Consider the following 13,018-nt stretch of genomic DNA (forward strand, 5'->3'; position numbering starts at 1 on the left):
GCTTATTCCGCCGCCGCCAGGGTCAGGCCCGGCACGGTGATGCCGATGTCGCGAAGCAGTTCCGCATCGGCGTCGGTCTCGTTATTGGCCGTGGTGAGAAGACGCTCACCGTAGAAGATCGAGTTCGCGCCGGCGAGGAAGCATAGGATCTGCGCTTCGCGGGTGAGCCCCTTGCGGCCGGCGCTGAGACGCACACGCGCCTTCGGCATGACGATGCGGGCGGTGGCGCACATCCGGACGAGATCGAGCGGGTCCACGGGCGGACGGTCCTCGAGAGGTGTCCCCTCGACGGCCACCAGGGCGTTGATCGGAACGCTCTCGGGATGGGGGGCGTGGTTGGCGAGCACCTGGAGCATCGCCGCGCGGTCCTTCACGCCCTCGCCCATGCCGACGATGCCGCCGCAACAGACGCCGATCCCGGCATCGCGCACGTTCTGAAGGGTGTTGAGGCGATCCTCGTAGGTCCGCGTCGAGATGATGTCGCCGTAGAAATCCGGGCCGGTATCGAGGTTGTGGTTGTAGGAGGTCAGCCCGGCCTCGGCGAGGCGCCCGGCCTGGGATGGGGTGAGCATGCCGAGCGTGACGCAGGCTTCCATTCCGAGGCCGCGGACACCGCGCACCATGGAGAGGACCGCATCGAATTCCGGCCCGTCCTTGGGCTGGCGCCAGGCGGCACCCATGCAGAAACGATGGGCCCCGGCGGCTTTCGCGGCGGCGGCCTCCTTCAGCACCTTGTCCACCGCCATCAGGCGCTCACGCGGCAGGCCGGTGCCCTTGTGATGCGCCGATTGTGGACAATAGGCGCAATCCTCCGGACAGGCGCCGGTCTTGATCGACAGCAGGGCGGCGCGCTGGATATCGGCCGGGTCGTTATGCGCGCGGTGGACCTGTGCCGCCCGGAACACGAGGTCGAGGAGCGGCAGGTCGTGGATCGTCTGGATCTCCGCCACGGTCCAATCGTGCCGGATCGCAGGGATCGCGGTGGCGGGGAAGGGGGCGAGGGGGGCCACGGTGTCAGTCATGGCCCCATGAGGCGAATCTTCGCCGGAAAATCAAGCCGGGCCGGCCGCATGACCCGATGCATTTGGCTTCAGGCCGGCCAGGATAGCCCCCTCACGCCGTCTTGCCGCGCAATCCCGACAGGCCCGACCAGAGGGGCGCGATGAGGTAACTCGTGATCGGAATCAGCGCAGCGCCGACCACCAGACCGACGATGCCGGAGCCGATGGCGGTGACGATCCATTCGACGACGGGTCCGACCGGCGGCACCATCTTCGCGCTGCCGGCAGCGGCTTCGTGGATCACGTGGGCGACCTGGGGCAGGCCGTAACCTTCGAGACCATGGACGAGGATGCCGCCGCCGACCCAGATCATCGCGGCTGTACCGATGATGGCCAGAAGCTGCAGGAAGACCGGCATGCCCTTGACCAGGGCACGGCCGAAGCCGCGGATCGCGCTGCCGAACACGGACGCCGAATTGTTCTTCGCCATCGCGACCCCGGCATCGTCCGCCTTCACGATGAGCGCCACGCCGCCATAGACGAATACCGTGATGCCGATGGCGACGACCGCGAGCACGATCGCCTTCGTCCAGATGCTGCCTTCCGGGAGGGAGGCCAGGGAAATTGCCATGATCTCGGCCGACAGGATGAAATCCGTCTTGATCGCGCTGGAGACCTTGCGCGCTTCCATAGCCGCGCCGTCGCCGGCATCGGCGTCGAGCTTGGCCTCATGCGCATGCGCCTTGTGCGGGAACAGCGCCTCGTAGACCTTCTCAGTGCCCTCGTAGCAGAGATAGGCCCCGCCGAGCATGAGCAGCGGGGTGATGGCCCAGGGGGCGAAGGCCTGCAGCAACAGGGCCGCCGGCAGCAGGAACAGCATCTTGTTGCGCAGCGAACCGATGGCGATCTTGCCCACGATCGGCAATTCGCGCTCGGCCGCGAAGCCCACGACGTAGCGCGGCGTCACGGCGGCGTCGTCGATGACGACCCCCGCCGCCTTCGCACCGGCCTTGGCGGCTTGCCCGGCGACGTCGTCGAGGGAAGCGGCCGCGACCTTGGCGAGCCCCGCGATGTCGTCGAGGAGGGCGATCAGTCCGATGCTCAAGGTTAGGTCCTTCCAACTGCCATGGGCCGGGCCGCGCGACGCAGGTTACCGGCCAAGCTGCCTCTAGCAGAGGAGACGAGCGAGCGGGGATTTCGATCCCCGCCCCGTTTCAATGAGTCGGTTCGCCGGCCGCGACCTTCGCGGTCCAATCGTCGAAGGCGACGATTTCCTGCCGCTGCTCACCGAGGCCGGTGATGCCGAGGGTCATCACGTCCCCGCTCTTGAGGAAACGCGGAGGCTTGCGCGCCATGCCGACGCCAGGGGGCGTTCCCGTGGTGATCACGTCGCCCGGCTCCAGCATCATGAAATGCGAGAGATAGGCGACGATCTGGGCGACGTCGAAGATCATCCTCGAGGTCGACCCGGTCTGCATCCGCTCGCCGTTCACGTCGAGCCAGATGTCGAGGGCCGCCGGGTCGGGGATCTCGTCCAGCGTCACCAGCCAGGGCCCGAGGGGGCCGAAAGTCGGGCAGCCCTTGCCCTTGCTCCATGTCCCGCCGCGATCGAACTGGTACTCCCGCTCGGAGACGTCGTTGCAGAGGCAGAGGCCGGCCACATAGGACAAAGCCTCGTTGGCATGGACGTAGGATGCACGTGCGCCGATGACGATGGCGAGCTCCGCCTCCCAATCCGTCTTGGCCGACCCTTTCGGCAGAATGACCCGGTCGTTGGGACCGGAGATGCAAGACGGCGCCTTGTTGAAGACGATCGGCTCGGCCGGGATATCCGCGCCGATCTCCGCCGCGTGATCGGTATAGTTCAGCCCGATGGCGATGAAGTTGCGCGTTCCGCCGACACAGGGACCGAGGCGTGTCTCCGGCGACAAGAGCGGCAAGGTTTCGGGATCGAGGGACCGCAGCCGCTCCAGCGACGTCGTCGCGAGGGCGGAACCGGAAATATCGCGCAGGACACCGGACAGATCCCGCAATCCGCCCTGAGCATCGATCAGACCCGGCTTCTCGTCGCCCACATCACCATGACGCACCAGTTTCATCGGCTCTCACTCCCCTTCGATCGATGGACTGGCACTGAGATCGGTCCCACTACCGTCCCTGGCAAGGTGTCGAGGCCGGACACGCGCATGTTGCATAATTCATACACTGCTCGGGAAACCCGCCAGAATACGCATTTTCTTGCATGAACGCCGATACGTAAATCCGACAGTTTAGATGTGAACTATCTACCGCGATGCTTTTCGGTGACACAAGCCGATGATGTCATCAGATGCATCCTCAAAGTAAACCTCAGATTAGGAAACGATTAACACCTCAACTAACATGGATTGCACAGACCGACCAAGAACGGCACTCTTCTGCTCAAGATGCGGGCCGGGGATCACTCTACGGTAAATCCGAGCATCGTAAGCAAGGGTCGGGAAGAGGACATGGCCATGACGATTCGCAACGCGGCTCTGGCGGGAATTTCTACCGTGCTCCTGACCCTGACGGCGGGGGGAGCCCTGGCCGGCGCGTTCGGTATCCGCGAACAGAGCACCCTTGCCGAAGGTCAGGCTTTCGCCGGTGCGGCATCCGGCTCCGGAGGCGTCTCGTCGATGTTCTGGAACCCGGCCACGATCACCATGAACCCCGGCTGGGTCAGCGAGCAGAATCTCAGCTTTATCAACCTCTCCTCCAAGATCACCCCGACCGACGGCACCTCGCCGTTATTCGCGCCACTGGGCGGCAGCGGCGATATCGGCCAGGGAGCCGTGATCCCGGCCGGCGCCACCTCCTATCAGCTGACCGACAGGCTCTGGATCGGTATCCATACCGGCGCTCCGTTCGGCCTCGTGACCAAGCCCCGCGATGACTGGGCCGGTGAAGTCTATGGACGGTCGAGCCGAATCTTCTCGCTCTCGTTCAACCCGACCATCGGCTTCAAGGTCAACGAGTGGCTCTCGATCGCCGCCGGGCCGAACATCGAGTATTTCCGCCTGACCCTTCGCCAAGCCTTCCCGCTCTCGTTCAGCCCTCTCATCGCCCCCAATGCCTCGTTGAAAGGCGAGTCCTGGGGCGTCGGATTCACGGCGGGCGTGCTCATCACCCCCTGGGCCGGGACGGCTTTGGGCGTCGGCTATCGCTCCTCCGTGCATCACGACATCGAGGGCGCCTTCCTATTGCCGGGGCCGGCGGCCTTCCTGAGCCAGCAGGCGACCGCCAACCTCAACACCCCGGAAAAGCTGAGCGTCGGCCTGACCCAGGCCGTCAGCCCGGTCGCCCGTGTCAATCTCGGTTTCGAGTGGGACAATTGGTCGAGGCTCGGCGATGTCGGCATCGTCGGCCGCACCACCGGCGGCATCGCGACCACGCTGCCCCTGAACTACAAGGACGGCTACACCTATTCCGTCGGCGGCGAGTACGATTGGTCGCCGGCCCTTACCGTTCGGGCCGGTCTCGCCTACGAACAATCGCCCATCGATTTCTCGAACCGCTCGGTGCGGCTGCCCGACAGCGACCGCTTCAACGTCTCGCTCGGCGGCAGCTATCGCTGGAGCGAGAAGCTGACCCTGAACATCGCCTATTCCCACCTCTTCCTCGTGGGCGATTCGAAGCTCCTCGCTGGGCCGGGCCGCGACTACAACTTCCGCGACATCCCCTTCGCGGCCGATACGAGCGGCAGCGCGGACATCGTTTCAGTGGGCTTCCGCTACGTCTTCGGAACGCCGGCCGCTCCGATCGCTCCCGCGCCGCTGGTGCGGAAATTCTGAGGGTCCTCGACCGGAACACCGCGGCTTTGAGGAGAACTTCCCCCCTCGACCTCATCCTGAGGTGCAGCGATAGCCGCCCCGAAGGAGCCCTCCAGACACCGTTGCGCGAACTGGAGGGCTCCCTCGAAGCCTACGCTCCGTCACCTCAGAATGAGGTGACGGAGATTCGAAAAAAGGCAGTCGAACACCTGTCAGCCGGCTGCACGAGCCACCGACGGTCGCGTTCTCGACCCGGTCATTCGATCCGATCACGCCTTCATGCGGACATAGGTCCCGGGCGCCGGCCCGAGGGAGGCGAGGCCTCCTTCTCCCGGAATCCGGGCAGGCACGCGGGCGGGCGCCTGCTTTTCCAGCCATTCGAACCAATAGGGCCACCACGACCCCTTGTGCTCGGTCGCCGCCGAGATCCAATCCTCCAGGCGTCCCTTGGCCGCCCCGCCGGTCCAGTACCCGTATTTCGGCTTGGAAGGCGGGTTGACCACGCCGGCGATGTGACCCGACCCGGCCAGCACGTAGTCGACCGGCCCGCCGAACTTGGACGACCCTTCGAAGACCGAGATGGCGGGGGCGATGTGATCCTCGCGGGTGGCGAGGTTGAAGATCGGCACCTTCACCTTCTTCAGGTCGAGACGCACGTTCCCGAGGATCATGCGGCCTTGAGCGAGGGTGTTATCGAGGTAGCAATTGCGCAGGTAGAACGAATGGTTGGCCGCCGGCATCCGCGTGGCGTCCGCGTTCCAGTAGAGGAGGTCGAAGGCCGAGGGCGTCTGCCCCTTCACGTAGTTGTTGACCACGTAGGACCAGATCAGGTCGTTCGGGCGCAGCATGTTGAAGGCGGCCGCCATGCCGGAGCCTTCGAGGTAGCCGCGTTTCTTCATGCGGGCTTCGATGCCGCGAATCTGCTCCTCGTCGGCGAAGACCTTCAGATCGCCGGCATGGGTGAAATCCACCTGCGTCGTCAGGAAGGTGGCGCTCTTGATCCGCTTGTTGCCGGTGGCCGCCTGCATGGCCAGGGTCACCGCCAGCAGAGTGCCGCCGACGCAATATCCTGCCGCCGCGACCTCGCTCTCGCCGGTGGCGACACCGATCGCGTCGATGGCCGCCTCGATGCCCTCGCGCATGTAGCTCTCGAAATCCTTGTCGGCATGGCGCTCGTCGGGGTTCACCCACGAGATGCAGAAGACCGTGAGGCCCTGCGACACCATCCAGCCGATCAGGCTTTTCGACGGGTTGAGATCGAGGATGTAGAACTTGTTGATCCAGGGCGGCACGATCAGGAACGGGCGCTTCAGCACCGTCTCGGTGATCGGCGAATACTGGATCAGTTCCATCAGGTCGTTGCGGAACACCACCTTGCCGGGGGACACGGCGACGTTGACGCCGACCTCGAACCCGGACGGATCGGTCTGGCGGACGCGCAGCTGACCTTTGCCAGCTTCGATATCCTCCGCGAGCATCTTCATGCCGCGCACGAGATTGGCGCCGTTCTCCTGCAGCGTATGCCGAATCAGTTCGGGATTGGTCATCACGAAATTGGACGGCGAGAGCGCGCCGACGATCTGCCGGAGGTAGAACTGGGCCTTGTGGCGCGTATGCTCGTCGATCCCATCGGCCTCGTCGACGAGCTCCTCGGCCCAGCGGGAGGTGATGAGGTAGCTCTGCTTGATGAAGTCGAAGATCGGGTTGGTAGACCATTCGGCATGTTTGAAGCGGTTGTCCTTCGCCTCGGGCAAAGCCACGGGCGGGGCTTCCTCGCCCTGGAGGCGATGCCAGGTCGAGCCCCACAGGGTGATGAACGCGTCGCTGAGCTTCTTCTGGGCTTCGAGGGACTTCTGCGGATCGACCATCCAACGCTCGGCGACGGTGCCGAGGGTCTTGACGACGTCGTTGACCTCTTCCGGGGGCTTGGCCAGTTCGGGGTCGAGCGGGTCGGCCTGGCTGATTGGCTTCATGTAGGCGCCGGCAGTCCGGGTGAACTCCTCGATCAGCAACGTCGCGTTGCGGGACAAGGCGTCGATATCGGGAAGCGGTGTCGTCCTGTCGGTCGTCACGCGTGGATTTCCCCTCTATTCCGTGGGACGGCCCGGCCGAACCGTCCTCGTTCTCGACAAATTAACGCGGCACCTCGACTTTCCGCCAGGGCGCGGCTTACGTTTCAGGTCATTATGTCAGAGCCTTCATCACGGAATCACAGGCGGTGCGGCTTTGCTCCGCGCTTCGCCCTCGTCCTCGGCGGACTTCTCGCCGCAGGAGGATGCTCCGGCGACCTCAACGCCATGCGCGGCGCCTATACGCTCGCCGGCGGAGGGCCGAAAGATGTGAAGGCGCCCGACTTCGTGGTGCAGTCCCGCAAGACCGACGCCGATTACCTGCCCGTCGGCGTCGCAGCACCCGCCAGACCCATCAGCGCCCGCACCGCCGAGGGGACCAAGAGTCTGGAGAACGATCTGATGGGCGCTCGTGGGCGTAACGAGGCCAAGGGCCGCGCCGCCGAGAGCGCCGCCCGCGCCACCGGCCAGATCCAGCCTGCACAATAACGGTCGGCTCCGGGCCGCCGAAATGGTAGACAGGCCGACCACGTCAGAGTGATGACAGTTTTGAACGCGCGAATCATGCGATTCGCGCATCGGACCCCGTGAAGCCCATGACCGATTTTCACCGCATCAAGCGCCTGCCCCCCTACGTGTTCGAGCAGGTCAACCGGATCAAGGCCCAGGCGCGCGCCAATGGCGCCGACATCATCGATCTCGGCATGGGCAATCCCGATCTCGACGCCCCGCGTCATGTCATCGCCAAGCTGGTGGAGACGGCGGGCAGGCCGCGCACGGACCGCTACTCGTCCTCGAAGGGCATCGCCGGTCTGCGCCGCGCCCAGGCGAATTATTACAAGCGCCGCTTCGGCGTGAGCCTGAACCCCGACACGCAGGTGGTGGCGACGCTCGGCTCGAAGGAGGGCTTCGCCAACATGGCGCAGGCGATCACCGCGCCGGGCGACGTCGTGCTGGTACCGAATCCGAGCTACCCGATCCACGCCTTCGGCTTCCTGATGGCGGGCGGCGTGATCCGCTCCGTGCCGGCCGAGCCGACCCCGGCCTTCTTCCCGGCCGTCGAGAAGGCCATGCAGCACTCGATCCCGAAGCCGGTGGCGATCGTGGTCTGCTACCCCTCGAACCCCACGGCCTACGTCGCGAGCCTCGATTTCTACCGGGACCTCGTCGCCTTCGCCAAGCGCCACGAAATCATCATCCTGTCGGACCTCGCCTATGCGGAGGTCTATTTCGACGGCGAGCCGCCGCCCTCTGTTCTGGAAGTGCCGGGCGCGATCGACTGCACGGTGGAGTTCACCTCGCTCTCAAAAACCTTCTCCATGGCCGGCTGGCGCATGGGCTTCGCTGTCGGCAACGAGCGCCTACTCGCGGCGCTGACACGCGTGAAATCCTACCTCGATTACGGCGCCTTCACGCCGATCCAGGTCGCGGCGACGGCCGCCCTGAACGGCCCGGAAGATTGCATCGTCGAGATGCGCGGGATCTACAAGAAACGCCGGGACGCGCTGATCGAGTCGTTCGACAAGACCGGCTGGAAGATCCCGAGCCCGTCGGCCTCGATGTTCGCCTGGGTGCCGATTCCGGAAAAGTATCAGAGCCTCGGCAGCCTGGAATTCTCCAAGCTGCTTCTCGAGAAGTCGGACGTCGCGGTGGCGCCGGGTATCGGTTTCGGCGAACACGGCGACAATTACGTCCGTATCGCGCTGGTCGAGAACGAGCAGCGCATCCGTCAGGCGGCCCGAAATATTCGCCGTTTCTTCGAGACGTCCGACCGCACGCTGCACAACGTCGTGCCGCTGACCAAAGCGGGCTGACGCATCGGAGACGATGTTGCGGGGAGGAGACAGGTCGCGCCAAAGCGGCCGGTGACCCTCTCATGTGCTTGTCACATGCCGTCCCGGTGAGCAGGGTCGCGGGATGTCGCCTGCCACCGAGGATCGTATGCGCGGATTGACCCTGACCGTCGCGCTGCTGCTGGCCGGATCGGCCGGTGCTTGTGCGCCGAACCCGATCGTCGCGCGTGACCCCGTTCCCGCGCCTGAGCCGGGCCTGAGCTATGTCTGCGATTCCCGGCCCTTCGTTCTAAATGCGGTCGTCAGCAATTGCGAACCGGTTCATCGCGAGCCGCAGGTCGTGCTTCGTTCCAAGGGCTGATCCGCCCGGACGGAGCACCCTTTCATGGAAAAAGGCCGGAGCATCGCTCCGGCCTTTTCTTTTCAAAGGGCGATCAGCCCTTTCCTACACCGGTCGAACCTTGCCTCAGCGGGCGGCCGGCGCCGGGCTCACGGGGCGCGGTGCCGCGCTCGGATCGTTGGTCGTCATACCGGGAGTGGCCGGCATGGCATTGCCCGGTGCCGTGCGGGCACCCGGTGCGGTCGCGGTTCCGGTGGTCGCCGGGCCGGCCTCGAGGCTGTCCCCCTTGCCCACGACACCCGACTTCGAACCGGCGGCGTTGGTGCCGTGGCTCTCGGGCATGCCGGTCTGTGCGAAGGCGGCACCGGACAGGGCAACGACCATTGCGGCAGCGGCGGCAGAAATCTTGATGTCGGTCACGTTGGGCTCCTTGTTGGATGCGCTTGAAGATCGCGCTTGGGAGGTTAACGCGGCGCGTCCGGCTCGGTTGCCCCAGGGATCGGACGCCCATCCCGAGCCCGGAGGGCGGACGTGAAAAAGTTGCGGCTTGGCGCGCCAATGACACGGACAGGCAACCTCTCCTGAGTCATGGTAAGAGCAAGAGCGGCCGCGGCCGCATGTGAACACCGCGACGGAGCGACCCGTGCAGCATCTCTCGACATTCGCCGCCGCCGGCCTGATCGGCCTCGGCCTGTCCGTCGCCACCGGCGCGGTCGCCCAGACCTCCTATACGGCCTCGCATGGCCCCTACATCCTGCCGACGGACAGGGCGACGGGCCGTCCCGTCCCTGACGATGCGCGCGCGATTCCCGTGCCGAGCGTCATGAATGGCGGAGGGTTCGGCCTCAGCGGCAACAGCTATTTCGAGGATTCACCGACGGAAGGTCTGCTGAACGGACGCAAGCGGCCGCACGAATTCGTCCTGGCCCCGGCGCGCGTCGCGCCCCCCGCCTACGGGCGCTGACCTCTATTCCCCATCCGCCCGCGATCTGACCAGACGATTCACGAGGGCCGACGCGGCGAGGCCCGCCGCATAGGCGACGAGGTTCCAGGGCGAGAAGATCCGTCCGAGCAAAAGAGCACCGGCGAGCGTCAGCCTGAAAGCGTCGAGCGCTGGCGTATGGATGCGGCGGGAGAGTTCGACCAAGAGGGCGATCGTCCCGGCAACGATGAGAATAGCCCTCGTGCGCCGGCCCGGCAGCAGCACCGCGACCAGGCAATAGACCATAGCCCCCCATAGGGCTGAGCCGCCGTATTTTACGATCCCCGAGGGCAGTCCGACAGGGACGAAGCGGAGGGTCAATCCCGCGCCGATGATGGCCAGGCCAGCCTCGAGATAGAGCGCGCGTGCCCGCATGCGGCCGGTGGATCTGGAAGCGATGTTTGGCGCCATGCGTTCGCAGCGTCTCGGATCGTGACGGATAAGGAAGACGGGCGCCGCCGTTTACACCGGGCAGGCGTCTCGGTATCACCCGCGCTCACACGCCGAGCCCCATACCTTCACCACGAGCCGAAACACCAGATGCGCGCCGAGATCGAACAACTCTCGGATGCCGCCAAGCAGTCGATCGGACTGCTGAGGAGGCATCTTTGACTGGGATACCGTCGAGAAACGACTCGCGGAGCTGAATGCGGCTTCCGAAGACCCCGACCTCTGGAACGATGCGGAGGCGGCGCAGAAGGTCATGCGTGAGCGCGGCGCCCTCGAAGAGGCCGTGGCTGCGATCAGAAAACTCGCCCAAGATCTGGACGATGCCGTCACGCTGATCGAGCTCGGCGAGATGGAAGGCGACCAGGACACCATTCTCGAGGGCGAGAATGGCGTTCGCGCCGTCGAGAAGGAGGCTGCGCGCCGCCAGATCGAGACCCTCCTGTCCGGCGAAGCCGATGGCCTCGACACCTATGTCGAGGTCCATGCCGGGGCCGGTGGCACCGAGAGCCAGGACTGGGCGAACATGCTCCAGCGCATGTACGGCCGCTGGGCCGAGCGCCGGAAGTACAAGGTCGACATCGTCGAATGGTCGGATGGCGACGAGGCCGGGATCAAGGGCGCCACGCTCATGGTCAAAGGCCACAACGCCTATGGCTGGCTCAAGACGGAATCCGGCGTTCACCGCCTCGTTCGGATCTCGCCCTACGATTCCAGCGCGCGCCGGCATACCAGCTTCGCCAGCGTCCGGGTCTATCCGGTGATCGATGACCGCATCGTCATCGAGATCAAGGAATCGGATTGCCGCATCGACACTTATCGTTCGTCGGGCGCCGGTGGTCAGCACGTGAACACCACCGATTCGGCCGTGCGCATCACCCACAACCCGACCGGGATCGTGGTGGCGTGCCAGCAGGAGCGGTCCCAGCACAAGAACCGGGCCACCGCCTGGAACATGCTGCGCGCCCGGATGTACGAGGCCGAGCTCAAGAAGCGCGAAGAGAAGGCCAACGCCGAGAACGCGGCCAAGACCGATATCGGCTGGGGCCACCAGATCCGGTCCTACGTGCTGCAGCCGTATCAGCTGGTGAAGGACCTGCGCACGGGCACCCAGTCCACCGATCCCGACGAGGTACTGGACGGCGCGCTCGATCCTTTCATGGAAGCGTCGCTGGCCCAGCGCGTCTATGGCGGAGCCGGCGAGGTCGAGGACATCGACTGATCCTCGCTTGCCTTCAGATGTGCGCTCCTAGCGGGCGGCGAGGAACTGCGCGTCCGATCCGCTGAGGACGCGCAGGAAACGCAGCGGGTCCACGGGCTCGCCGTCGATTCTCGTCTCGTAATGCAGGTGGCTTCCCGTCGAGCGTCCGGTGGAGCCGACGCGGCCGATGGCGGCTTCGGCCTCGACCCATTCTCCGGGCCCGACCGAGACCGACGAGAGATGGGCGTAGCGGGTGACGAGCCCGTTGCCGTGGTCGAGTTCGACCATGTTGCCATAGCCGCCGCTGTAATCTGCGACCGTCACCCGGCCGGCCGCCGTCGCGCGCGCGCTTTCCCCGAACTCGGCCTTCATGTCGAGGCCGGTATGCAGGGCGAGCCCGCGCGTGAACGGATCGAGACGCGGTCCGAAACCGCTCGACAGGCTGTACTTGCCGGTCAGGGGCTGCCGGACGGGGAGGGCGGATGCGATGCGGCGCAGGCGGTCTTCCTCGCCGAGAGCTCGCTGAACCTGTCCAACCGCGATGCCGAACGGATCGGCAGAGAGCGGCACGAGCGGCCCGCCAATGCCCGCCTCGCGCTGGCGCTCGAAACGCTGCGGGTCGAGGCCGGCCCGGAACACGATGTCGCGCAGGCGCTGGGACCCACGGATCGCGCGCACGCCCAACCCGTCCAGGGTTCGGATCTGGTCCGCTCCCAGTCGATCGAGGCGCTGGTCGAGCGCCGCCAGAACCTGCTCGCTCTTCCGCAGGGATTGGCGGCCGGGCTGTCCGTCAGTGTCGCGCGAGCGCAGTTCGAGTGCATCCGGAGTGGGAAACGGCTTCGGCATCGACTTGGGCAATGGCGCAGCAAACGACTTAGCAACGGGATCGGCCACCGGACCGGCATAGCCGAGGGCCCCGGTCTCGACTGGATCGTCGGCGCCGATCTGGTCGGCGGCAATCATTGGGCGTTGCGCCTCGCCGGCGAGAAGCGCGAGCTGGGCCTGACGCTTCTCCAGCACGGCCTGACGTTGCAAGAGATCGGCGATGCGCGCGGCGATGCCCTCACGCGTCGCCAGATGCTCCATCGTCGCCCGGTCGAGCTGAAGCCTGAGGGCTCCGATCCGCTCCTCGTACCCGTATTGGAGGGCGGTCTGCTGGGACACGAACCGGGCCAGCACCTCGTCGTGGAACACCAGGTACCACGTGGCGCCCCCGGCCCAGAGCGTGGCGATCGCCAGCCCGCAGGCCAAAGCCGGCACGAGGCGCCGCCTGGCTTTCGGCAAGCGCAACCCTCCGGCGATAGGTGACGACAGGCGCATACGGGCAACCCCAATCCAACTCGCGCCATTGGAGGGGATCAGGGTTAAAGAAGCGCAAAATCGCGCGTCAGGGG

General features: G+C 65.7%; 13 protein-coding genes. 6 read left to right on the forward strand and 7 right to left on the reverse strand.

The features are described 5' to 3' along the window. Positions 1 to 2: 2 nt before the first annotated feature. The 3 genes from bioB to ACYQML_RS13265 all read right to left on the reverse strand — a co-directional run bounded on the left by bioB (position 3) and on the right by ACYQML_RS13265 (position 3,100). Positions 3 to 1,022, reverse strand: coding sequence for a biotin synthase BioB (gene bioB / locus ACYQML_RS13255; protein ID WP_461233065.1), 1,020 nt, complete (start codon positions 1,020 to 1,022; stop codon positions 3 to 5). Positions 1,023 to 1,113: 91 nt separating this feature from the next. Beyond that, a complete protein-coding gene (locus ACYQML_RS13260; protein ID WP_461233066.1) occupies positions 1,114 to 2,106 on the reverse strand; it encodes a DUF808 domain-containing protein in 993 nt (330 codons plus the stop codon). 109 nt (positions 2,107 to 2,215) lie between these two features. Continuing rightward, positions 2,216 to 3,100 (reverse strand): fumarylacetoacetate hydrolase family protein, encoded by an 885-nt coding sequence (locus tag ACYQML_RS13265; protein WP_461233067.1) that lies wholly within the window; start codon positions 3,098 to 3,100, stop codon positions 2,216 to 2,218. Positions 3,101 to 3,490: 390 nt separating this feature from the next. Between ACYQML_RS13265 and ACYQML_RS13270 the strand changes: the two genes are divergently transcribed. After that, on the forward strand, positions 3,491 to 4,813 hold the full coding sequence (locus tag ACYQML_RS13270; protein ID WP_461233068.1) for an OmpP1/FadL family transporter: 1,323 nt from the start codon (positions 3,491 to 3,493) through the stop codon (positions 4,811 to 4,813). Between the two features lie 248 nt (positions 4,814 to 5,061). Here the strand turns inward: ACYQML_RS13270 and ACYQML_RS13275 are convergent, their stop codons facing one another. Further along, a complete protein-coding gene (locus ACYQML_RS13275; protein WP_461233069.1) occupies positions 5,062 to 6,864 on the reverse strand; it encodes a PHA/PHB synthase family protein in 1,803 nt (600 codons plus the stop codon). A gap of 114 nt (positions 6,865 to 6,978) precedes the next feature. On the opposite strand from ACYQML_RS13275, the gene ACYQML_RS13280 reads away from it, so the two are divergent. From ACYQML_RS13280 to ACYQML_RS13290, 3 genes are all read left to right on the forward strand, one after another. Further along, positions 6,979 to 7,350, forward strand: coding sequence for a hypothetical protein (locus ACYQML_RS13280; protein WP_056423807.1), 372 nt, complete (start codon positions 6,979 to 6,981; stop codon positions 7,348 to 7,350). A gap of 107 nt (positions 7,351 to 7,457) precedes the next feature. Continuing rightward, entirely contained in the window at positions 7,458 to 8,675 is a 1,218-nt protein-coding gene (locus ACYQML_RS13285; RefSeq protein ID WP_311274703.1) for an LL-diaminopimelate aminotransferase, read from the forward strand. A gap of 127 nt (positions 8,676 to 8,802) precedes the next feature. After that, positions 8,803 to 9,015: a hypothetical protein gene (locus ACYQML_RS13290; protein WP_056423810.1), complete on the forward strand. Its 213-nt coding sequence runs from the start codon at positions 8,803 to 8,805 to the stop codon at positions 9,013 to 9,015. A gap of 105 nt (positions 9,016 to 9,120) precedes the next feature. Here the strand turns inward: ACYQML_RS13290 and ACYQML_RS13295 are convergent, their stop codons facing one another. Then, entirely contained in the window at positions 9,121 to 9,414 is a 294-nt protein-coding gene (locus tag ACYQML_RS13295) for a hypothetical protein (RefSeq protein ID WP_461233070.1), read from the reverse strand. 223 nt (positions 9,415 to 9,637) lie between these two features. On the opposite strand from ACYQML_RS13295, the gene ACYQML_RS13300 reads away from it, so the two are divergent. Then, positions 9,638 to 9,958: a hypothetical protein gene (locus ACYQML_RS13300; RefSeq protein WP_461233071.1), complete on the forward strand. Its 321-nt coding sequence runs from the start codon at positions 9,638 to 9,640 to the stop codon at positions 9,956 to 9,958. A 3-nt stretch (positions 9,959 to 9,961) separates the two neighbouring features. Here ACYQML_RS13300 and ACYQML_RS13305 read toward each other — a convergent pair whose 3' ends face one another. Continuing rightward, complete coding sequence (locus tag ACYQML_RS13305) at positions 9,962 to 10,387, reverse strand: ribosomal maturation YjgA family protein (RefSeq protein WP_461233072.1); 426 nt, start codon at positions 10,385 to 10,387, stop codon at positions 9,962 to 9,964. A gap of 129 nt (positions 10,388 to 10,516) precedes the next feature. Between ACYQML_RS13305 and prfB the strand changes: the two genes are divergently transcribed. Beyond that, positions 10,517 to 11,645, forward strand: a protein-coding gene (gene prfB, locus ACYQML_RS13310; protein WP_461226523.1) for a peptide chain release factor 2 whose coding sequence is annotated in 2 segments (ribosomal slippage) — positions 10,517 to 10,585 and positions 10,587 to 11,645 — 1,128 coding nt in all. Because the reading frame shifts where the segments join, the coding sequence is not laid out codon by codon here. Between the two features lie 27 nt (positions 11,646 to 11,672). On the opposite strand, the gene ACYQML_RS13315 is transcribed toward prfB, so the two are convergent. Continuing rightward, positions 11,673 to 12,944: a M23 family metallopeptidase gene (locus ACYQML_RS13315; RefSeq protein ID WP_461233073.1), complete on the reverse strand. Its 1,272-nt coding sequence runs from the start codon at positions 12,942 to 12,944 to the stop codon at positions 11,673 to 11,675. Positions 12,945 to 13,018 lie beyond the last annotated feature (74 nt).

The sequence above is a fragment of the Methylobacterium sp. CM6244 genome (genome assembly GCF_054817885.1).